Below are 22,483 nucleotides of genomic sequence, written 5' to 3'. Positions count from 1 at the left end.
AAGGAAGCAGATTAATATGGCAATGCATCGTCGTGAATTTTTGAAATCACTGGCCAGCCTTGGTTGTATCGGCAGTGTAGGTAGTCTGGCCATTCCCAGGCAGGCCACCGCGGCAGCACCGGATTTCAATGACTATAAAGCCCTGGTTTGCATCTTTCTGTATGGTGGCAATGATGCTTTCAATATGCTGATTCCCACCTCGACAGATGCCAACAAAGGATATGAGCCTTATGCTGACGCCAGGGGAAACCTGGCAGTCAACAACACTGATCTCGGTATTGCCCAGGTAACCACCAATAGTGGCAATCTGAATCAAGGGGTGCTCGGGGCGGGACAACAGAATCCCTACAATCAGAATCTCAATCAGAGCACGGCGTATACTCGGGGTATCTACCCGTTGAGCGGGAAAGGTATTGATCTGGGTGTCAACGGTGTCATGCCGGAACTGGCTCAGTTGATCATCGATAACAGAACCTCAATTTTGGCAAACAGCGGTACCCTTGTCAGACCTGTCACTCGTGATGAAATTATTGATAATAGTGCGGAGCTCCCTGTCTATCTCTTCGCCCACAACCATCAGCAGCGCATTCTGCAAACCGGACAGGCGAATAATCTGAACGATATCGGCTGGGCGGGAAAGATCGCGGATCAGTGGCACAACATCAATCAGAACAGCCCACTGGGCCTGAACATCTCTTATGCCGGTAATGACCGCATGTTGATTGGAAACAGCTCTTCCCCCCTGGTTCTTAATCCAGGTAATGTTCCAAAAATCCATCACTTGAGCGGCGACAGCAACACCAATACCGATCGCCGGGCACTTTTTAACGCCCTGGCAGGTATCGAAGGTTCCACAACAAGACTCGATTTCGGAGCCGACAGAACAGATAGCGTATCAGACCCATTCAGAACGCTTTATAACAACAAGGAGATCAATGCTGTCGCAACCTTTGATCAACTGAAGCAGAGTTGGGACAGTTTGGATATCAACTATGCAACAACCGGCTCCTATGGAGAAGCACTGTTCGATATTCCTACCGCGCAGCAAATTGGCTTTAGCCAGTCAATTCGTGGCAACCTGATCCGCCAACTGGAAGCTGTAGCCAAAATGATTCATCTTGGCGCATCAGGGAATCTGGGTGCGGAGTTCAATCGACAGATCTTTTTTGTTGAACTCGGTGGATTTGATACACACGCCACCCAGGCATCTCAACACCCTCTGCTTCTCAGGGAGTTGAGTCTTGGTCTGTGGAAATTCCAGAAAGCGATGGAGGAACTCGGTTATGCGGATAGTGTCACCAGTTTCACCATGTCTGATTTTGGCCGCACGTTGAGTTTCAACGGTGATGGAACCGACCATGCCTGGGGATCACATCAGCTGGTCATGGGTGGATATGGCAGCGGTGAGTCCGGAACACTCCGTGGTGGAGCGATGATTGGCGATTTACCAGAGATGTTATTGTCAGGCAATGATGACTACAGTAACAAAGGACGGATGATCCCTACCCTCTCCCAGGATCAGGTCAACGCACCACTCACACAATGGTTTGGTGTCGACCAGAGCCAGATCCCAACTCTGTTTCCGAACATCAGGAATTTCCAAACCGGAGGTGGAATCGAAACTGCCTTTGCACCAATCTTTGTGTAGAGCATGCAGGCTCATTCTCCCAGACAGAATGAGTTTGCACCAATCTGATTCCGTTACCTGTGGACTATTTCAGTCCGAGGGGATTCTCTGGATTGACGCCTTCCATAAATGGCTGATTTCTTAACCGGTGAGTGACCTGGTAAACCAGGCCTATCCAGTTGCCGATAACCGCTTCCGCAGTGTCATGCCAGGTATTATCCAAGCTGTCGATGACCAGTGACTCAGGAAACTCGGGGATCTCTTTCCCCAGTTTTTTTGCCAAATCGATCCTCTCATGATACTCGTCGAAGATGGCCTGGCTTCTCAGACTGAAGTAGTTTTCAGGGAATGGAGGATAGTCGCTACGTGTCCCTGAAATATAGAGATTGACCTCACGCTTATACTCTTTGAGTAAACTGATTGTGTCATATTCAGGATGCCCCTGAAAATAGACCACTCGTAGTCCGTCACTACTGACCGCCAGGTGTACCCCAGCGTCTTCGCTCTCGGCCAACACCTTCAATCCCGCCTGGTCAAATTGTTCTCTTGATATTTGGTTAAAGCGCGAATGTGGCACATCGAAACGGGTATTGACATCATTCACCAGTGGGTGGGATGTATCCTTGACACGATGGCTGAAAACACCCCAAAGTTTATCACCCATATGAGTCCGTTGCTTACCGTGATGCGACTGCACCACAGCATGAGTCGCAAGACAGGAACAAAGCACTGAAGTTACGTTCTCGTGGGCCCAGTCGACAACCTCAGTCAGCGGTTTCCAGAAGTCCTCTTGAGCCAGGTCTGGATGGGTAACATTGGCGCCGGTAATGATCAAGGCATCCAACCCATCCTGTTTGATCTGTTCAAAGGATTCATAGAAAGCATCGATATGCGCTTTTGCTTTTTCACCACGGGGTAGTACGTCCAAGGTAAATGGATGAATAAAGAACTGGGCAATCGGATTCGCCTCTCCTACCAGACGAAAAAACTGCCTCTCTGTGGCTTCAATCGCAGCATCGGGCATCATGTTCAACAGACCGATATGCAACTCCCTGATATGCTGGTGAGTCGCCCTGTCAGGTGAGAGAACATTCTGACCCTCCTCTCGAAGACGATCAAAAGTCGGTAATTTAGTATGTGCAACCAAAGGCATTTCAGGACTCCCGCTCGATTACTTGTTCCAGAAGCGTGAGAAAATCGGCTTCGCTGTTAACTTGTGCAAGCTCATGGGTGTTTACTGTGTAACCATACTTAGCTGCAATCGATTCATAGCGAGGTATTCTGGCTCTGAACAGTTTTGGAAATACCCACCGGGTAAAGTCATTCGGTTTGATAAGCGAGACATAGTCCACATCATTGATTTCCATGTACTCTGCCAACTGCTGATCGAGAAAAGCTTCCCTGTAGTAGAGTGGTTTCGGGTGTGATACCGAGCGGGCAATCAATGACTGTTCATCCTTCTCACTGGCTCTTATATAGAGTATGAGTGAATGCTCATCAATAAACTCCAACAGTCCCGGTTCATCCAGCTCGCACAAACTGCCACCCACATCATTTATGAAGTGGTTATAGCCATAAATTAGTTTTGCCTTACGCATAAATGCAGGCACATCGTACATGGCTGCAATCTCTGCCTGTCTGTGCAGGTTCTGACGCCTTTTGAATTCGGTCAACGAGAGCCCACCAAGTTCAGGATCACCCAACATACCGAGAAAGGTAGAGACCGGATTCAGATTATGAAATGTGACATTACTGCGGATAAAGATCGAATCTGAATGGAGCAGATCTCTAAGCATAGGCACACTCATTGCCTGCTCTTTGATGGTATCCAGAATAGCCTCATCAAGATAGCGGGTACCGATTCGATAGTCTCCGGAGTAGTGAAACCAATCACTTCGCCGCAACAGATTAGATAGCCGTGTCTTCCCGACGCCAGACATGCCCATCAGGGTGACGCTTTTTCTATCCCAATTACGGAATTGTTCCGGACTCAATCTCACTGCCAATTTCTCCTATCGCAAGAGGCGCACATTCTACGGAGAAGCCAGGTTGGATGAAAGTAATAGAGATAAATTCAATATAATGAGAATCATTATCAATTTATTCTCATATTTTTCGGTCCTGCTGTGTCTCATCTGAACAGGGTCCTATGAGAAGTTGGATGAAGAGAGTCATACAGAATCATCTGTTTTTGAAAACAGATGAGGTATCTATTTTTTAGTTTATTTTCATGATGTTAAAAGATATTTTCAGGATCATGCGATTAATCTTGAGTGGCTAATATCCCATTTTAAGTATCGCCCCCATTACAATAGGCTCTTCTGCTTGGCAAACTTGAACCAGGGCTAAGCGGAATGATTCGCTTCACACCCCATTCAGGCGGTGAATTAAAACAAGCTGTCAGTGACTTGATTGATTTCTGGCCGACATCTTTATGACCACCCTTCAAGATGCCTGGCCGGCTCTCTCTGAGTTGAGCTATTCCAAGTAGTCCATCACCCATTGATCTCCTCATGGCGGTTTCTGAATTAAGCCTGTATCAGCTGTAAGATTTACATGAGACATCTCTGCCAACCAACTGTTTTTACGATATATCAGCTTATGCCAAGGCAACTTCAAGATGGCAGCCAGGTAGTGGCCATTCTCTTCTCTTCAGTGAATCAGAGTGCTTCTGGTAGCGGAGTGACATCAGCAGATCTCTTTACCGGAGCGGGATACTTCTCACTGAGTCAGAGCTTGTTCTATGAGAGCACACAAACTTGAAGCGATGAGTAGTGAGCTGCCCTGTTGCCAACAAGCTATTTTCATTGAAACAGTTAAACAGAGTTGATGCGTAAGCCGGATCTGTATCACTGATCAAAGTCGTGTTAAATTGTAAAATAAGTTAACATTTCGGGAAGTTAATTCACTCTCATTGTATGGCACTTTTACTCTGTTTATCAGACACAAAGTCCATACCAGTCAGCAAATACGGTGAAAGGAGCGCCAATTTCAATGACTGTTGAGTTTCTGAATGAAATTCAGCAAACAATCAAGCATCGAGCCTGATAGCCGTTATTGGAACAGACAGGGACAAGCGAACACAGAATCCACCTATTGACTGCAGACACCTATCACTATGCCCCATGTACTTATCATTGATGACCAATCAATAACCCGTATGATTCTTCAAGAATTGGTCGGTTCAATTGATGCAGATGTCTCGTCTACCTGTTTTGCTGATCCAACTGAAGCGTTGGATTGGGCCAAAACCCATGAAATAGACCTCGTGATCACCGATTACAAAATGCCTCAGATGGATGGTATAAAGTTTATAAAGTGGTTAAGGCGTATTCCAGGTTGCAGCGATGTGCCCGTTATGATTGTAACCTGCGTGGAGGATCAGTCTGTTCGCTACTCTGCTCTCGAATCCGGCGCCAACGACTTCATCACCAAACCAATCGATCACACTGAGTGTAAAGCCCGCTGCAACAATATGTTGACCATGAGTCATCAGCGGAAAATGATCAAAGATCGAGCACTTTTACTGGAACAGGAGATACGCAAAACCACCCAGGAGCTTCACGACCGGGAACAGGAAACCCTGATGCGTCTTGCAAAAGCTGGTGAATACCGGGATGAAGATACCGGTAATCATATTTTAAGAATCTCCAGGTATTCTCTACTGATCGCCAAAAAACTGAGATTATCTCAAGAACGATGCGATTTGATTGCCCAGTCAGCTCCTATGCATGATATAGGCAAAATCGGTATACCTGACGCAATCCTGCTCAAACCCGGTAAATTGACCGCGGAAGAGTACAAAATCATGCAACGACACACGCTACTCGGATACGAAATACTCAAAGACAGCTTATCGAAGTATATTCAAACTGGCGCGATCATCGCCCTCAATCATCATGAAAAATACAACGGAACGGGCTATCCGAACAATTTGAACGGCGATAAAATACCTCTTGAAGCCAGAATAGTGGCAGTTGCTGACGTTTTTGATGCCTTGGTCTCAGATAGACCCTATAAAAAAAGCTGGTCAATTGAAAAGGCCATTGACTATATTAGCCAAGAGAGAGGATCCCATTTTGATCCAGACTGCGCAGATGCATTTCTCAGCGAAATGCAGGAAGTGGAGGCGATACACTATGCTCTGCGTGGAAACCTCGAAGGAACGCATTCTTGAACGAGCAAACAGTAACCACACAGAGACCTGACACCACCTCACATAAGAGTGACCAGTTCTATTACAGCCTGAGCTTATTTGTCAGCTTTGTCGCATTGGTTGGTTTGGTGTTGACCTATCTCTGGTCCACATCGACCCTGGTTAACCTCACTACACTGGTATTGGCCTGTCAATTCCTGTTGCTCCGTTTTATTGAGCACTATAAATGCCTCTATTCCTCCAGCCAAATCAAACGCAGTTCATCAATTGTTCTCGATCAGCTCTATCTCGGACTGATCACCTTTGCTGGTGGTTCGGCCCTACTGCTGTTACCTCTCAGCAGTGTATTGATTTTTGCTTCACGCTTTTTTGGCAGATCATATCTTTGGGTAGGAATTGGTACAGCGTTTACAATGCTGACCACCACACTTCATCTGGCACTTCAAATGGAGTTGCTACAGACATTACTACTGAGCGTTCTTGCTCTGATACCCCCTGCCCTTGTCTCCATACGGAGATATGGTGCTTCGAAAGAGGACAACCAGGACAAAGAAGAGTTACCCACATTACCTGAACTTGAAGAGGAGCCCCCGGAACATACTGAATCAACTGCGGATAGACAGCAATTTACCGGTCAGCGAGTGAAACGCAATATTCAGCGCATTTTGATATTATCCCGAAACAAAAGCAGCACGACACTTCTCACCCGTCAACTGTTCGATTGGGGACATGAAACAACAACCTGCAGTAACAGCCTGCAGGCATTCAAACACATGCTCTCTCGTAGTCAGGGTGAGGTCTTTACCCCCTACTCTTTTCTCATTGTTGATGGAGAAAATCTGGATATTGAGCCACTGTCATTGGCACGCCTGATCAAGAATGAACCACTACTTGATGATGTTCGACTGATCTGTATTCAAACATCTTTTTACAATGAGAAGTATGCGCACAGATTGCTACGCGCAGGCTATCACACGCTACTCGAATCCCCATGGAGTAAAGAGCAGCTGTTCAGCATCATCAGTTACGACAGCAAAACATACTCCTCCTGTGATAATGTTGTAAGCTTGGTTAAACACCGTACTACCAAACAGGCCTACACTCGCCAAAAAGAGATATTACTGGCAGATACTCCTTCACATGAGCGTGATTCACTAAGCCACGCCTTGACACAGGCAGGATATAATATTCATTTGGTTGATAATGGTGACCAGGCACTGGATGCACTTGAAGAACACTTTTTTGATTTAGCCATCATCAATCTGCAACTACCTATCATGAGCGGCACTCAGGTAGTCAAGCTTCATCGATTTACCACTCCGTACAAACAGTGGGTACCCTTTATCTTTGTGGAAGATGAAGAGAATCCCGAAACGCTCAATCTCTGTCAAAGCATCGGGGTGGATATCTGTCTGTTTAAGCCGATCACACCGCAAGAGGTACTTCTCTCAATTCTTGCAGCACTCGATAAGGGCGATTTGCAGAATTTGACCTATGTCTCACGTAAAACGGATCCGATACAATTTAAGAACAATAAAATTCAGGATGCCATGCTGCTTGATCATATGACTCTATTGAGACTTGAGAAACTGGACAGCGGCATCTCATTCATCAATGATCTGTTCAAGATATTTGAATCTGAAGGCCGTTCTATTTTACGTGAGATGGAGCGAGCTGTGGCCGCGCGTGAGCTTGGTAAATTTCTTGATCAGGCCCAAATACTCCTGGATAGTGCTGGTCAACTGGGAGCTGTACTACTCTACGAACTCAGTCAACAGGCCTCAAAACTCTCTGCCCGAGAATTTGAATATAAAGGCTCAGATCTGCTAAGTGAATTGCAGCAGACATTCAATCTGACCTTGCATGCTTATGCTCACTATCTATCTCAAAGAGCATCAGCCATTCAATTGGAACCAAACAGCACACCCTCCAAATAGCAGATACATCATCGGACTTCAGCAAGCTCAATAGAACCATCCACTCTATACACGGAGTTTGCTTGACCGGTTCTGGAAAATATGACTCTATTCAGGATTCTTGATATTCAGATAATGACGCAACGCCTGACAGGTTAAGCTATAGGTTGTAGAGATCTGACTCATCTGCTTAACACCTTGATCATTCAACTCCGGCTGTTCAATACGGGAAGCTGAAGCGCAAATCGTCATCAGAGAGTAGGCCCCGATACCAGAAGCGTTATCTGCTAATGCATGGGCACAATCCTTATAACCTCTTACATCATGCAGCTCGATTGCTTGATGCATTGCGGTCATCAATGCTTCAGAATCATGTAGAAAACTATCCGCCAAGTGCGACATGAATTCCGGATCCTTACTCAATCTCTCGAGACCTTGCAGTGTGTTTACATCGAGTATTCTTCCACTCTTTTCCTGATTGGCAGCACGAATCGGCAGATCGACTATGGTATCGGTTATCACTTCAGTGGAGTCACCGCCCAGGATCCCTTTCACCACATCCAATAGATGTGCTGACCTGACTGGTTTGGTGAGATAAGCTTCGACACCAATAGCCTCACACTCTTCTGCTGCTTCCCGAGTGGCATTTGCGGTAAGAATGACGAAGGGTATGGCAGCCCCCTGCTTTTGCATCAGACGATAGGCCTTAATGATATCAATCCCTCCAATGTCCGGCATTTGCAGGTCAAGTATTGCCAGGTCAAATGTTTCACTTTTCAATAATTCAATGGCCTCCTGACCATGACTGACCACCTCAATCTGATGCCCTTGTAACTCAAGGATCTTTTTCACTACCTTCTGATTGATCGGATTATCCTCAGCAAGGAGGATTTGGGCATGTTTGGCAATGCTATGTTCAGCAGAGGTGAAAATCCTGGGTGGTAAATTGGTGCTGATTTTGCGCTTTAAGGCATACTGCAGAACATGGCGTACCTTGTCTGGAGTAATCGGCGTGGTTACCACCGCACTGAAGCCTTCATGACACAATCTGTTCTCATTTTGCAGATTTGGGGAGTAATTGGTAACACAAACCAATCCAAGATCGTCCAGACTTTTTTCAGCACGTATGGTATGAACCAACTCCTCATCATGCAGATCGCTATGAGTCTCATCCAGGATTGCAATGTCATAGGGTTCCTTAACCTTAACGGCATTGATCAACTCCAGAAATCCCTCTGAAAGGTTAGAGTAGACTTTCACGTCCAACTGCCACTCCTGCAATCCGTCCAGTAAATCCTGCTTTTCAGATAGGAGGTCGGTGAACAATAACACCCTGGCATCCTGAAAACGCTCTATGTCAATAGGAGTATCACTGGAAACAGCTGGTATCTGAAACCAGAATCGACTGCCTTCCCCCAAACGACTCTCCAGGCCTATGGTCCCATCCAATAACTCAACCAGTTGTTTGGTAATTGTTGTACCGAGGCCACTTCCGGTATATCGACGGGTGGCAGAATCATCACCTTGTTCAAACCATTCGAAAATCCGTTTCTGTTGGGCTTCAGAAATGCCGATACCCGTATCTATGACTTCAAACATCAATCTGGGTACACCATCCTCACTTTCCGCTGATGTGTATGGCGTTACCTTCAGCACGATACCGCCCTGGTCGGTAAATTTAATCGCGTTGTTCAACAGATTGATCAGAATTTGCCGAAGTAGCTTGGGATCAGTTTTGATCACCGGAGAGATATCCAGGTCTATCCAGCAATTCAGCTCAATACCTTTGGAATCGGCTGTCGGTTTCATCATCGATATCACACTGTCTGCAAGCTCGGATAGATCCTGGTCAACAAGTCTTACCTCAACCTTACCCGCCTCAATCTTGGAAAAATCGAGAATCTCCTCGATAAGATTGAGTAGAGTCTCAGCCGATGCCTGAATGGTCGACATGATCTCCCGTTGCTCCAATCCCATTGGCGTTCTTGCCAGCAGATCGGTCATCCCGACCACACCATTCAGGGGGGTGCGTATTTCGTGACTCATGTTGGCCAGAAAACGACTCTTCGCCTGACTCGATGCTTCAGCACGCTTTTTTTCACGCTCTATACGCAGCAGTAACAGAGCAACATAGAGTGTTGTAATCAACAATCCGAGTAACAGTCCAATACCCAGAACCTGCTGCTCTTTCCAAAAGTCGCTGATCAAGATCACCGAAGCAAATCCAAGTGTGGATAGAGTACTTGTGAAATAGAGAGATGGGGTACCAAAACGAAATCCGTTTCCGAGACTGATCCAAAGATAGAATACGTAGAGCATCGAGGTGGTTTCACCACCAATCCACATCGCAAGGGTAATCATACTGACATCGAATGACATGGTGATTGTACGACGGATTGTGAAAACATGGGGCTTCCATGCAATCACCATCATGATTATCAAGCTGCAGAGGGTATAGAGCAGCGCCAGAGGCAGTAGTCTGGAAGCACTCTCCGAAGGAATGAATAGATAGACGTAGAAAATATATAGGCACATTACCAAAGCGATTATCAATCTGACAATCGACTGCTCAGACTCCCGGTCGGGTGCCTGATTGAACTGGCCTCTATATCTATTCCAAAATTCTGACCACATCTTGTGCTTTTCCGACAGCGTAATCCATAAACCAAGCGTAACTTGACATTCAACCACTACCCCCCCGACTTACGGGGCTTCGCCTTGTGAGTCGCTTCAGCAAGCAGTGGATTATCTGGCCAATAATGTTTTGGATATCGACCTTTTAGCTCTTTTTTTACCTCAGCATAGGTTCTTTGCCAAAACCCGGCAAGATCATCAGTAATCTGTATCGGCCGATGTGCCGGAGAGAGTAGGTGTAACATCACAGGCACCCTACCCTGACATATCTTTGGGGTGTCATTCAGCCCAAACAGCTCTTGCAGTCTTACTGCCAACACCGGCGCTTCATCGGCGCTATATCGTAACGGGATTTTTGAACCACTGGGAACGGTAAGATGCGTTGGCGCCATTGATTTCAGGGTTTGCTGCTGATCCCAGGAAAGCCGGGCCAATAGAATGGCTTGCAGATCCAGACGCTGTAGCTGCTGTTTGCTCTGAATCTTTTCCAGCCATGGTGTCAACCAGCTCTCAAGATTTTCAAAAAGCCATCGATCCGATAGATCCGGCCATGCCGGATCATCCAGTCGGGCCACCAACCAATTGACTCTGAGTTGCCATTGACGTACGGCCTTGGACCAGGGCAATGCTCCGATCCCCATAGTCCGTACCCCTTCTATCATCGCGGCCCTGACGGCTTCAGGATCGGGATTGATGAGCTTTTCCCGGCTCAATACCAATGCTCCCAGGCAGGTCTCAGATGAGGTTCTTACCCGTTCTTCCTTACGCTCCCAGCAAACAACCGATCGCTCTTCGAGTGTGATTTCGGGCAGTCCATGCAACGCTTTCAAACCAATGGATGCAGCCAATCGGATACGCCCTTCATTTAGCCCGGCATCTAATTGAACAGCGACCAGATACTCCTCCCCGGCAAGTGGATCATCCTCTGCAAGCCGCACCGCACGACCGGTGACCAATCTGTAACGACCATGTGCGGAACGTTGTGCTATACGATCAGGGAATGCCAGAGCCAGCAGCTCCCCTGCCGATAACAGACCATTGGAATCGGTTCTCCCGCTGATCCGCAATCGTCTCAACCAATCCCTACTGATCCGGTCAATATGACGGCAGGCACTTCGATACCGGGATTCGCTAAGGCTCTTTTCCCGCCACTGCTGCAACAGAGTGAGCCGTAAGGCTAAATCACTGCCATCCTCCCGGATCGATAAAGGATCCCGCTCAGTAATCAACGCCACGAGATCACTGACCAGTTGCAACTGATCTCCCGGAGCATGAATCAGCATATGCGCCAACCGCGGATGGGTTGGCAATTCAGCCATGCGTCTTCCCAGCCGCGTGATCATTCCCTGCTGATCGACCGCACCGAGTCTCTGTAACAGCGTCACCGCCTGTGCGAAGGCTCCCTTTGGAGGCGGATCAAGCCACTGCAACTGAGCTGGATCTGCAATACCCCAGCTGGCCAGTTGCAGCGCTACTGGCGCCAAGTCGGTCTGCAGAATCTCCGCCGGGTGATGAGATAACGATTGGTTATGGGCTGATTCGCTACAGATCCGATAACAGACCCCGGGCCCTAAGCGCCCCGCCCTACCGGCACGTTGATCTGCAGCGGCTTTTGAGACCGGAACAGTCTCCAGCCGGGTCAACCCGATCGCCGGCAGAAACCGAGGCATGCGAGACCAGCCACCATCGACCACCACGGTGATGCCCTCGATCGTCAGGCTGGTTTCCGCAATCGAGGTAGTCAGTACAATACGGCGTCTTTTGTGTGGATCGGGGAGTATGGCTCGGTCCTGATCGTCCTTTGAAAGATCGCCATACAGGGGCGAGATGAGAACAGGCTGGTTTTGGTTTTTCATCTGCGCTTCGAGCAGTTTTTGAGCACTACGGATTTCACCGACACCAGGAAGAAATACCAGTAAATCGCCCTGCTCATTCTGCCAGGCCCTGATGATTGCTTTGACGGCCTGCTCGGCAATTTTGGTTTTGTCTAAAGCCTGATCAAGGTAATGGTGTGTTATCGGATGCTGCCTTCCCTGCGCCTGAATCACCGCAGCATCACGCAGTAGCCTACTGACAGCGTGCTGATCGAGGGTGGCCGACATGACCAACAGACGCAGGTCTTCACGCAAACCCTGCTGGGTATCCAAAGTCAGGGCAAGTGAGAGGTCGCTGTGCAGATTACGTTCGTGAAACTCATCGAAGATCACCAGCCCTACCCCGGGCAGTTCTGGATCCTGTTGTAACCGGCGGGTCAAAATCCCCTCGGTCACCACCTCGATGCGCGTGTTGCGGGAAACTTTTCGTTCTAGCCGTATTGAATAGCCGACTCGTTCACCTATCTGCTCACCCAGCAGACTGGCCATTCTGGCGGCAGCCGCCCGAGCGGCGAGACGCCTTGGTTCGAGTAACAGAATTCCGTTTCCGTCAAGCCAGGGGCTGTTCAGCAGTTCAAGAGGTACCAGGGTTGTTTTACCAGAGCCGGGCGGCGCACTTAACACAGCCCGGCCCTGAGTCGCCAGGGTTTCAGAAAGTTCGTAGATGACCTGTTGTACTGGTAGCTCTGTCACTCAACTCTATGCCACCGGCAGTTGATCCATATCCCGGTCGCATTGAATATGCAGATCAAATTTCAGATCATCGGCAAAATCCTGCGCCACGATCCAGATCTGTTTAAGCTCTTCACTCAGAGTAGGCAGTACGGTAAGTGAACTGCGGGTGCGTTTTTCATCAAAGAAGGCGAACGGCTCATCGAGAAACAGAAACTGCCCCCCTTTGACGGCACGAGCGACCAACTCCTGGGAGAGTGCCAATCTGACTGCCAGCATGATTTGTCGTTGGGTTCCGCTGGAGATCTCATCCAGATCCATGAAATCCCGCTTCTCGCTGGAGAAGGCTCGCACCGTCAGGTCATCATCGATCTGCAGATGTTCATATCGATTCTCAGTAAACAGAGGAAGCGTCTTACTGACCAATCCCCGCAGTTTGCGATTAAACTGGTGTGAAACTTCCCGTGTGGTTCCCCGAATCAGCTCATCAGCCAGATTGCAGGTCTGAATGTAGTGCTGTCGCTCATCGATCTTCTCATTCAGGCTGGCCATCATCTCTTTGAGTCTTGCCGCCCTATCCAATCGCTCCTGCTCTATGCCAATCGCCTGATTGAGCTCATCGGCACGTAACCGCATCTGATCCAAATTGCTATTCAGCTGATCCAACTCACCGGCAACACTATCCCGAACTTCCGCAACCGTTGCTGACCAATCACTGATCCTGGTGACCAACCGGCTACGCGCGGCACGATCAACAATCGCGGGAGTTTCATCAACGCCTGAGGTATCGGTAACGGTTTCTTCCTGATCGGTTTCAACCTCTGACAATTGGGCATCCTGCGTCTCATCAGCAGCAACTTTTGATGGCCCTTCATCCAGCCGGTTGAGAACGTCAGCCAGGGTTGAAGCAGTCTCTGAATAGGCTGCCACTCGACTCTTCAATGCCCCCCGGCGGATCAAAAAGACCAAAAACAGCAGACCAGCGCCAGCTGCTGCATATAATAACCAGGGAAGTGTTGCCTCACCCCAGTCAGGAACCATCTGCACAAGCCACTCATTCAAGCGGACTGACAATTCATGTTCAGGCATGTTGGTCAGCATATACCAGGCACCACCGGCAACGGCAGCAAGCAAGAAAAAGATCAGGCTGAAAAATCCTGCACTGCCAGCCTTGGAAGCTGATTTGGCACGGATCGGCATGGCATCCTGGTAGGCGGTGGACGCCGTATCCAACTCTTCCATCAGCTGTTGGGTATCATCGAGTTGCCGGGAAATAGTCTGACGCTCACTCTCGAGTCCCGGCATCAGTGACGGGTCGATGTCCAGCTCAACCATCTGTTGCTGCAATCCACCAAGCTCCTGCTGTCGTTGGCTCAACGCCTCTTCAGCATCATCCCGATCCTCCTGACAGGCCGCATCACAATACTCCAGGGTCACCAGGCCAGCCATGGTTTTGACGGCATAACTGTGTGGATGAGGGGTCGTGATCTCCCGCTGAGCCAGGTAGAAGGATTCAACAAACTCTTCATATTCAAAGCCGATAAGCTGATAGATCCGGTCAGCCACCTGCTCAATCCCGCGTACCACCTGATCATCATGGTTTACACCGGCCGGGGCCAGGCGGGCACTATGATTTCCGGCATCATCGAGAAAACGTTCCAACCTGTAGCGGACACCATCTCCGCAGGTAAATTCAAGCTGTGCTTCGCAATGGGTCTCCCCCCAGCGTATGACTTTTGTCAACTCTTCAGGCCCCAATGAAAAGGTCCTGCCGAAGAGCGCAAAACAGACGGTCTCACCGATCGAGCTTTTGCCTGATTCATTGGCCCCGGAGATGGCAATCAATCCTTGCTCAGGGATCTCCGGTAATTTCAGACTGCTGTATTTCAGAACATTACTGGCATTGATTGAATGTATGATCATGACCAACCCTCATCAGCCAGAACCCGAAGTTTTTTCAACACCATCTCAATGGCCTGATCAAAGGTCTGTTCGTCAAATGACTCCCCTGAATTCAAGCGACGCTCCCGTTCAGCATTGCAATAGTCCAAAAACTCTCTCGCAGATGGGCCAATTTGCATCATTTCATCCTGGGTTGCCTGTTCAGACGTAGACATACGATCCCCCTTTATTGTTGTATACCGTCAGCCCCCCGCATCCTGATAGCAGTGGCCATGCCAAGTATAGGGAGTTCTGGGCAAGAGGTCATCATTCAGGCGTTACAACTTGTTACACTGGGTTACTCCTCAGAAAAGATTTTTCGGGATCAGGCCTGCACAATCCCCTTTAGATTGTGATTCGGACCGGCAAACAACAGTACATTTCGTAGGTTTGACAAATATAACGAGGACATACATACTGGTCGGTATGTTAATTATCAGCGAGCTGTGAAAACCATGGCAGATGCCGATAAAACCCGCCAAGCCCTACTCGAAGCGGCCTACGAAGAGATCTACCGGAATGGATTTCAGGCAGCCAGCCTGAACACCATACTGGAGAGAACCGGCGTGACCAAAGGTGCTCTCTACCACCACTTCAGCAGTAAACAGAAGCTGGGATATGCGGTAATCGATGAGATAATCAGCCAGAAACTGGACCGGGAGTGGCTCACTCCCATACAGCAACCCGGACACCCGATCGACGTCATGATCGATGTTATCCAACTGGCCGGGCAACAGATCACCAGCCAGCAGATTGACCAGGGGTGCCCTCTCAACAATCTGGCACAGGAGATGTCACCGATCGACCCGGGGTTTCGCCAGCGGATCGATCACCTCTATCGAAAATGGCAACAGAGTATTGAAAAACTACTTCGTGATGGCCAACAGGACGCTACGGTAAAAGCGTCGATCGATCCTGCCGATGCCGCACTCTTCATTCTGGCATCGCTTGAGGGTTGTATGGGTATCGCAAAGAATGCGCAAAGCATCGATGAGTTGAAACGCTGCGCACAGGGTTTGTTTGGCTATCTCGACAGCCTGCGTTGCTGAGATCCGTCCAGCATGACTCAGCAGTCAAGCTTTCGTAAAAGTAACCAAGGATTGAACGTCATAATATCAACAATATTTCATCGACAGGGTGTAGATCATGAGTGAGTCCTTTTTCAGGTTTGTCCTAAAGCACAAGATCCTAGTGATTCTATTGACTGTTGCAGTCAGTCTGATGATGGGCAGTGGTGTACAGCATCTACGCTTCAATAATGACTACCGAATGTTTTTCAGTGAAGAGAACCCACAGCTGAAAGCATTTGAAATGTTGCAGAATACCTACACTAAGAATGACAACGTGTTGTTTGTCATCGAACCACAGGATGGCAAGGTATTCACTCGTGAAAACCTGACTGCGGTAACGGAATTAACCAAGGAAGCCTGGCAGATCCCCTACTCCATCCGTGTAGACTCGATCACCAATTTTCAACACACCTATGCCGAAGGGGACGACCTGATCGTCGAGGATCTGGTGCTCGATCCAGCCTCACTGAACGATGAAGAGCTGGCCACAAAGCAACAAATCGCCACCAATGATCCTCTTCTGAGGAATCGACTGATCTCTCCCACAGCCCACACAACCGGGGTGAATGTCACCGTACAGCTGCCGGGTAAGAAATTGACCGAAGTCCCGGAGGTGGCAGCAAAGGTCAAACAGATGGCTAAGAACCTGGAGGCCAGCTACCCGGATATCAAGGTGCACCTGACCGGCATGGTAATCATGAACAATGCGTTTCCAACCGCTTCCCAGGATGACATGAAGAGTCTCTATCCGATCATGTTCGGAGCGGTAATCCTGGTATTGGTGCTGATGTTGAGGTCGATTCCGGGTACCATTTCCACCCTCATCATCATTCTACTGATGATAATCGCCACCATGGGACTGACCGGTTGGTTAGGCATCAAGATGTCACCCCCGACCACCACGGTACCGATCGTCATCATGACCCTGGCAATCGCAGACTGTGTTCATATACTGGTCAACTTTCTCCATTTCATGCGAGAGGGTGAAGCTAAATATCAGGCCATGATGGAGAGTCTGCGTATCAACCTGCAGCCGATATTTCTCACTACCCTGACCACTGCCATCGGTTTCCTCAGTCTCAACTTCAGTGATGCGCCACCATTTCGGGATCTGGGTAATATGGCAGCCATGGGTGTTGTATTGGCTTTCCTGTTATCAATCACCTTTCTCCCTGCCATGATGATGCTGCTACCGGTGAAAGCGCTGAGTGGAGATACCATGGGCAGTCTTGCCATGGTCAGGTTCGCTGAATTCGTGATCCGAAATAAAAAGCAACTGCTCTGGGGGATGGGCATACTGATTCTGTTCCTGATCGTCCAGATACCCAGCAATCGACTGGATGACAGATTTGTCGAGTATTTTGATGAGACCATCGATTTTCGCCAGGACACCGATTTTGCCACCGACAATCTTACCGGCATCTATCTGATTGAGTATTCATTGGAGAGTGGTGAAACCGGTGGCATCAGCGATCCAGATTTTCTGCGTAAAGTTGATGGATTTGCCCAGTGGTACCGGCAGCAGCCTCATGTCCTTCATGTCAACACGATCACCGATATCATGAAACGCCTCAATCGTAACATGCACGCTGACGATGACAGCTGGTATCGCCTGCCTGAACAGCGGGATCTCTCGGCTCAGTATCTGCTGCTCTATGAATTTTCCCTGCCGTTCGGCCTTGATCTCAACAATCAGATCAATGTTAAGAAATCTGCTACCCGGTTCACCGTCACTCTGGAGAGCATTTCGACCCAGCAACTGCTGCAGATTGAAGAGGACGCGCAGCAATGGCTGTTGGAAAATGCACCTGAGATGCGCAGTGATGGCGCCAGTCCCTCAGTGATGTTCGCCCATATCGGTAGCCGTAACATCATTGCGATGCTCAAAGGTACCACCACCGCTCTGATCATCATCTCCCTGATTCTGGTGGTTGCCTTGCGCTCATTGAGAATCGGCGGCATCAGTCTGATCCCGAACCTGGTGCCCATGGGCATGGCCTTTGGTCTTTGGGGATTGACCGTGGGTGAAGTGGGATTGGCGCTCTCTGTCGTCAGCGGCATGACACTTGGTATCGTTGTCGATGATACCGTCCATTTTCTCAGCAAATACCTAAGGGCCAGGCGCGAAAAAAATATGTCCGGGGAAGATGCGGTGCGTTATGCCTTCTCTACCGTGGGAACGGCACTCTGGGTAACCTCCCTGGTACTGATGGTCGGATTCGGCATCCTTGCCTTCTCCCACTTCCAACTCAATGCCGGCATGGGATTGTTGACTGCAATCACTTTGGGCCTGGCTCTGGTTGCCGATTTTCTTTTTCTACCCCCGCTACTGATCTATTTCGGAGGAAAAAAACCATGAAGCTCAGCTTGATACTTGCAACGCTTTTGCTCACACCGGCAGTCACCCTGGCAATGACAGCCGAAGAGCGGGGCCTTGAGATTGCCAAAGAGGTGGATACCAGAGATACCGGTTTCCATGATTTCAAGGCCAGCATGACCATGCTGCTGAAAAACCGGCATGGTGAAGAGAGCCTGCGCGATATGCGCAATCAGACCCTCGAGGTGGAGAACGACGGAGACAAGACTCTGGTAGTCTTTGATGAACCCAGAGACGTTAAGGGCACTGCACTGTTGAGCTTCTCGCACAAAGTCGGTGATGATGATCAGTGGCTCTATCTACCTGCACTCAAACGGGTTAAAAGAATCGCTTCCAGAAACAAGTCCGGCCCCTTCATGGGCAGCGAGTTCGCCTATGAAGATATCTCTTCCCAGGAGGTTGAAAAGTACACCTATAAGTTTATTGAGGAGAGTGAGCACGAAGGCACCGCCTCGTTACTGCTGGAACGCTATCCGGTTGACCCCAATTCGGGCTATACACGCCAGCAGATGTGGGTGGACAAGGAGCGTTACATACCGATCAAGATCGACTATTACGATCGAAAAAATGTCCTGTTGAAGACCCTGGTATTTCGTGGCTATCAGCAATATCTGGATCAATACTGGCGCGCCGATGAGATGTATATGGAGAACCACCAGACAGGCAAAAGCACCCTGCTGACCTGGAAGCAGTACGATTTCCGTAGTGGACTTACGGATGCCGATTTCAATAAGAACAGCCTGAAGCGGGCCAGATAGGGAGCGTGTTACCGTGAGATTATGGCGATGGATGGTATGTCTGATACCGAGCCTGTTATCGGCCGGTGAATGGAGTGGCTATGCTGAATTACAAGGGCGCTACTTCCCTCAGGATGCCGCTTACGAGAATCAATCGGACCACCTTATCTCACTGGCATTTCAGCCTGAATACTATCAACGTTGGGACAATGGTAATCAGAGTCTGCTGGTGGTGCCCTTCTTTCGCTGGGACAGTGAAGACGAGGAGCGAACCCATGGCGACATCCGCGAGCTGATCTGGACCTATGCCGGAAACCGCTGGGAAGCACAGGCCGGTGTCGGAAAAGTCTTTTGGGGGGTGACCGAAGCCCTGCATCTGGTAGACACCATCAACCAGACTGACCTGGTGGAGAATCCCGATGGTGAACAAAAACTTGGTCAGCCTCTGATCAAGCTCTCACTGGAGCGGGATTGGGGTATCGTCGATTTCTACACCCTGATCGGTTTCCGAGAACGAAGCTTCCCCGCAGAAGAGGGACGTTTAAGATCCCACCCACCGGTCGATCAGGATCATGCAGAGTATGAATCCGACCGGGAAGAGAGACACCTGGACTTCGCTCTGCGCTGGTCACACTATATCGGTGACTGGGACATCGGGCTGGCACATTTTAACGGTACCAGTCGGGATCCCTTGTTGATACCCAGAATCAGTAACCGGGGTGAGATCAGCCTGATACCGTTTTATGAACAGATGCGTCAAACCAGTCTCGATCTGCAGGCCACCAAAGGGGATTGGTTGTGGAAACTGGAGGCGATTCATCGATCCATCGACAGTGGCAGTTACAATGCGGCAACCGGTGGATTCGAGTATACCCTGGTCGGCATTGCCGACACCGATATGGATCTTGGTCTACTGGGTGAATACCTCTATGACGACCGTGGGGATGATGCGACCACACCGTTTCAGAATGACATTTTTATCGGCTTTCGACTCACTGCAAATGACGTGGATGGCAGCGAATTACTGGCTGGTGTTATCAAGGATATGGATGAAGACAGTTGGATGTTCAATCTTGAAGCCAGCCGCCGCATCGGCAGTGATTGGAAAACCAGTGCGCAAATCCGCTTATGGTCGGATATAGCGGAACAGGACCCCCTCTACTCCCTACGCCGGGATGATTATGCGGAGCTCACCCTAACACGCTTTTTTTAGCCGCTGTCAGAACGAATCCAATCAGTGGTCCTGCCCCTCGTAGATCCACATCGACTCCGTGTTACCTGCCCGACTGAATCCGAGCGCCTGATAGAAGCCAACTGCATTTTTGTCCGAGGTCAGCATCTGTTGATGAAATCCCTGATAGATGCTCATCATGGAGTTCATCATCTTACGTCCGATCCCCTGTCCATGATACGCCGGGTCAACCAGCATGTGAGGATAGTAGACCACCAGATGGCCATCTGATATGGCATTACCGATACCCACCAACCTGCCATCAATACGGGCCGTTACCAGGTTATCAGAGTGTCTCAGGGCCGCCAGCAGTTTGTCCGGTTTTTCCGCCGATGACCAGCCATTGGCACGATACACCGCTACCACTTCCTCTTTTCCAATATCCCCATTAATCTCTATCTTCAGCTTCATAACAGACTCTGAGTTTGTCCATCTGTAAACCACGGAAATGTTCAACTAATGACAATATACTGGCTTTATCGTTAAGGAAACTAATGATTATTTCAATTCTTCACCATTAAAGAAGTGTGATTGAATCATCAACACCATATTTTTACAGTTGTAAGAATCAGAACAGTCGTTAATACCTGCAAAAAGATAGCCCCATGTCCAGACGCAAGTCTTTATCAAATCCCAACCTCGATAACATGGTAGCCGCAGCGCCCCTGGAAAAACTACACAACCGTCGAGATTTTCTCAGTCTGATGGTCAATGGACTTGGCTATTCGGCACTGGCGGTCACCCTGCCGGGTTGTGGCAGCAGTGAAGAGGAGGATGACGAACAGAGTGAGACAGATCCCGTAACAGTTGAAACAGAGATTCCGCAAGCCTCTGCAGCCTATACCGTATTGAAGCGAACAAGTTTCGGTGTGCATCGGGATCAACTGGAGAGCATCAACAATCTGGGTATCGATCAATACATCGAGCAACAACTGGACTATCTGAATATCGACGACGCCAGTTTGGAAAGTGAAATTCAAAACCGGTTTCCACTGATATTTGAAACACCGGAAAGACTCTATGCCGGATTTCCAGGCAATATTGAAGCCGTCGTCCGGCAGATGATTGCAGCGACCCAGTATCGACAGATTTTCAGTCGTCGCCAACTCTATGAAGTGATGGTGGAGTTCTGGACCGACCATTTCAATATCCACCTGATCAATGGTCTTGAGCCCACCCTGAAACCGTCAGATGACCTGCAGGTGATACGCACCCATGCCTTGGGTAGTTTTCGTGATCTGTTGCATGCCTCTGCCAAAAGCCCTGCCATGCTGTTCTACCTGGACAACTATAACAACCTCGCCAGTGCGCCAAATGAAAACTATGCCCGTGAACTGATGGAGTTACATACCCTTGGTGTTGATGGCGGCTACACGGAAACCGATATCAAAGAGGTGGCCAGGTGTTTCACCGGATGGACAATTGAGTTTCCAAACAACGGCACAGCTGAATATGGTGTCTTCAGATACAACGATGCAATTCACGATCAGCAAAGTAAAGTCGTATTGAATCAGACGATTGCTGCTGGTGGTGGCCAGCAGGATGGTGAGCAGATTCTGGACCTATTGGCGGAACACCCTTCAACCGCAGACTTTATCGCCACCAAGTTGTGCCGCAGATTTGTCAGTGACGATCCGGACCAGGCGACGATAGACAGGGTTGCCGAAGCTTTCAGCACCAGTCAAGGCGACATCAAGCAGACCCTTCGAACCCTGTTTGCCAGCAATGCCATGCAAGCGAATGCGGATCAAAAGTTGACCAGACCCAGCGAGTTTCTGGCCGGTTTGGTACGCACACTGGCTCCGGATACCGGTTATCCCGCAGACAGTGGGGAGTTGTACTTCTTTGCCCAGGCAATTCTTGGACAGCTTCCCTACTTCTGGTCCACACCGGATGGCTATCCGGATGCTCAATCCTACTGGTCCAGTACCGGGGGGATATTGAATCGCTGGCGCCTCTCTTTTTTCAGTTTTGCCCCGATTTCCCTTTCCAATGACATCATCCGCATCGACTATCTACCGATGCTGAATGGTGCAGAGACCCTTGCCGAGATCACGGACGCCTTGACCGATGCCATACTGATGCGACCAATCTCCTCGGCAGATCGTCGCCATATTATCGACTGGCTGACGACCGAATACCGCTATGATGAAGATGCCAATCTGCCAGATGACGTACCTGAGCAGATTGCACCGTTGGTGGCCGCAGTATTGGTCAGTTCAGTCTATTTTCAGCTTCGTTAAGGGAT

At 49.1% G+C, this 22,483-nt stretch carries 15 protein-coding genes; 8 read left to right on the top strand and 7 right to left on the bottom strand.

The window, feature by feature from the left end; translation table 11 throughout:
• Nucleotides 1–16 precede the first annotated feature (16 nt).
• Nucleotides 17–1,648 (top strand): DUF1501 domain-containing protein, encoded by a 1,632-nt coding sequence (locus tag A3193_RS05865; protein WP_083218584.1) that lies wholly within the window; start codon nt 17–19, stop codon nt 1,646–1,648.
• A gap of 64 nt (nt 1,649–1,712) precedes the next feature.
• On the opposite strand, the gene metA is transcribed toward A3193_RS05865, so the two are convergent.
• Both metA and A3193_RS05855 read right to left on the bottom strand, forming a co-directional pair.
• Complete coding sequence (metA, locus tag A3193_RS05860) at nt 1,713–2,780, bottom strand: homoserine O-succinyltransferase MetA (RefSeq protein WP_069005234.1); 1,068 nt, start codon at nt 2,778–2,780, stop codon at nt 1,713–1,715.
• Between the two features lies 1 nt (nt 2,781).
• Nucleotides 2,782–3,627 (bottom strand): ATPase, encoded by an 846-nt coding sequence (locus A3193_RS05855; protein ID WP_069005233.1) that lies wholly within the window; start codon nt 3,625–3,627, stop codon nt 2,782–2,784.
• 1,118 nt (nt 3,628–4,745) lie between these two features.
• On the opposite strand from A3193_RS05855, the gene A3193_RS05850 reads away from it, so the two are divergent.
• Together A3193_RS05850 and A3193_RS05845 are read left to right on the top strand one after the other, a co-directional pair.
• Nucleotides 4,746–5,804 (top strand): HD domain-containing phosphohydrolase, encoded by a 1,059-nt coding sequence (locus tag A3193_RS05850; protein WP_071932404.1) that lies wholly within the window; start codon nt 4,746–4,748, stop codon nt 5,802–5,804.
• Nucleotides 5,805–5,911: 107 nt separating this feature from the next.
• The gene (locus tag A3193_RS05845; protein WP_141694591.1) at nt 5,912–7,720 is read left to right on the top strand and encodes a response regulator; all 1,809 of its coding nucleotides are present in this window, start codon (nt 5,912–5,914) and stop codon (nt 7,718–7,720) included.
• Between the two features lie 87 nt (nt 7,721–7,807).
• Here A3193_RS05845 and A3193_RS05840 read toward each other — a convergent pair whose 3' ends face one another.
• The 4 genes from A3193_RS05840 to A3193_RS05825 form a co-directional block, all read right to left on the bottom strand.
• Nucleotides 7,808–10,234, bottom strand: coding sequence for an ATP-binding protein (locus tag A3193_RS05840; RefSeq protein WP_069005231.1), 2,427 nt, complete (start codon nt 10,232–10,234; stop codon nt 7,808–7,810).
• Nucleotides 10,235–10,389: 155 nt separating this feature from the next.
• Nucleotides 10,390–12,900, bottom strand: a complete 2,511-nt coding sequence (hrpB, locus tag A3193_RS05835; protein ID WP_069014300.1) for an ATP-dependent helicase HrpB — start codon at nt 12,898–12,900, stop codon at nt 10,390–10,392.
• Between the two features lie 6 nt (nt 12,901–12,906).
• A complete protein-coding gene (locus tag A3193_RS05830; protein ID WP_069014299.1) occupies nt 12,907–14,802 on the bottom strand; it encodes an AAA family ATPase in 1,896 nt (631 codons plus the stop codon).
• Nucleotides 14,799–14,996, bottom strand: a complete 198-nt coding sequence (locus A3193_RS05825) for a nodulation protein E (RefSeq protein ID WP_069005228.1) — start codon at nt 14,994–14,996, stop codon at nt 14,799–14,801. Before A3193_RS05825 ends, A3193_RS05830 begins: the two co-directional genes overlap by 4 nt.
• Before the next feature lie 279 nt (nt 14,997–15,275).
• Between A3193_RS05825 and A3193_RS05820 the strand changes: the two genes are divergently transcribed.
• The 4 genes from A3193_RS05820 to A3193_RS05805 all read left to right on the top strand — a co-directional run bounded on the left by A3193_RS05820 (nt 15,276) and on the right by A3193_RS05805 (nt 20,217).
• On the top strand, nt 15,276–15,869 hold the full coding sequence (locus A3193_RS05820; protein ID WP_069005227.1) for a TetR/AcrR family transcriptional regulator: 594 nt from the start codon (nt 15,276–15,278) through the stop codon (nt 15,867–15,869).
• Between the two features lie 97 nt (nt 15,870–15,966).
• Nucleotides 15,967–18,249: an efflux RND transporter permease subunit gene (locus A3193_RS05815; RefSeq protein WP_069014298.1), complete on the top strand. Its 2,283-nt coding sequence runs from the start codon at nt 15,967–15,969 to the stop codon at nt 18,247–18,249.
• Nucleotides 18,246–19,025 (top strand): outer membrane lipoprotein-sorting protein, encoded by a 780-nt coding sequence (locus A3193_RS05810; RefSeq protein WP_069014297.1) that lies wholly within the window; start codon nt 18,246–18,248, stop codon nt 19,023–19,025. Before A3193_RS05815 ends, A3193_RS05810 begins: the two co-directional genes overlap by 4 nt.
• 13 nt (nt 19,026–19,038) lie before the next feature.
• A complete protein-coding gene (locus A3193_RS05805) occupies nt 19,039–20,217 on the top strand; it encodes a hypothetical protein (protein ID WP_235614909.1) in 1,179 nt (392 codons plus the stop codon).
• Between the two features lie 21 nt (nt 20,218–20,238).
• Here A3193_RS05805 and A3193_RS05800 read toward each other — a convergent pair whose 3' ends face one another.
• Nucleotides 20,239–20,646: a GNAT family N-acetyltransferase gene (locus A3193_RS05800; RefSeq protein ID WP_069014295.1), complete on the bottom strand. Its 408-nt coding sequence runs from the start codon at nt 20,644–20,646 to the stop codon at nt 20,239–20,241.
• 194 nt (nt 20,647–20,840) lie between these two features.
• Between A3193_RS05800 and A3193_RS05795 the strand changes: the two genes are divergently transcribed.
• Nucleotides 20,841–22,478, top strand: a complete 1,638-nt coding sequence (locus A3193_RS05795) for a DUF1800 domain-containing protein (protein WP_069014294.1) — start codon at nt 20,841–20,843, stop codon at nt 22,476–22,478.
• Nucleotides 22,479–22,483: the final 5 nt, after the last annotated feature.

The organism is Candidatus Thiodiazotropha endoloripes, from assembly GCF_001708965.1.
Lineage (GTDB): Bacteria > Pseudomonadota > Gammaproteobacteria > Chromatiales > Chromatiaceae > Thiodiazotropha > Thiodiazotropha endoloripes.
The sequence above is the reverse complement of the archived record's forward strand: the minus strand, read 5'-3'. Positions and strand labels throughout refer to the sequence as shown.

Excerpts from the sequence above, each read along its gene's own strand:
- A3193_RS05815 (WP_069014298.1), top strand. The coding sequence starts at position 15,967 with ATGAGTGAGTCCTTTTTCAGGTTTGTCCTAAAGCACAAGATCCTAGTG.
- metA (WP_069005234.1), bottom strand. The coding sequence starts at position 2,780 with ATGCCTTTGGTTGCACATACTAAATTACCGACTTTTGATCGTCTTCGA.
- A3193_RS05825 (WP_069005228.1), bottom strand. The coding sequence starts at position 14,996 with ATGTCTACGTCTGAACAGGCAACCCAGGATGAAATGATGCAAATTGGC.
- A3193_RS05800 (WP_069014295.1), bottom strand. The coding sequence starts at position 20,646 with ATGAAGCTGAAGATAGAGATTAATGGGGATATTGGAAAAGAGGAAGTG.
- A3193_RS05795 (WP_069014294.1), top strand. The coding sequence starts at position 20,841 with ATGTCCAGACGCAAGTCTTTATCAAATCCCAACCTCGATAACATGGTA.
- A3193_RS05810 (WP_069014297.1), top strand. The coding sequence starts at position 18,246 with ATGAAGCTCAGCTTGATACTTGCAACGCTTTTGCTCACACCGGCAGTC.
- A3193_RS05820 (WP_069005227.1), top strand. The coding sequence starts at position 15,276 with ATGGCAGATGCCGATAAAACCCGCCAAGCCCTACTCGAAGCGGCCTAC.
- A3193_RS05830 (WP_069014299.1), bottom strand. The coding sequence starts at position 14,802 with ATGATCATACATTCAATCAATGCCAGTAATGTTCTGAAATACAGCAGT.
- A3193_RS05865 (WP_083218584.1), top strand. The coding sequence starts at position 17 with ATGGCAATGCATCGTCGTGAATTTTTGAAATCACTGGCCAGCCTTGGT.
- A3193_RS05850 (WP_071932404.1), top strand. The coding sequence starts at position 4,746 with ATGCCCCATGTACTTATCATTGATGACCAATCAATAACCCGTATGATT.
- A3193_RS05840 (WP_069005231.1), bottom strand. The coding sequence starts at position 10,234 with ATGTGCCTATATATTTTCTACGTCTATCTATTCATTCCTTCGGAGAGT.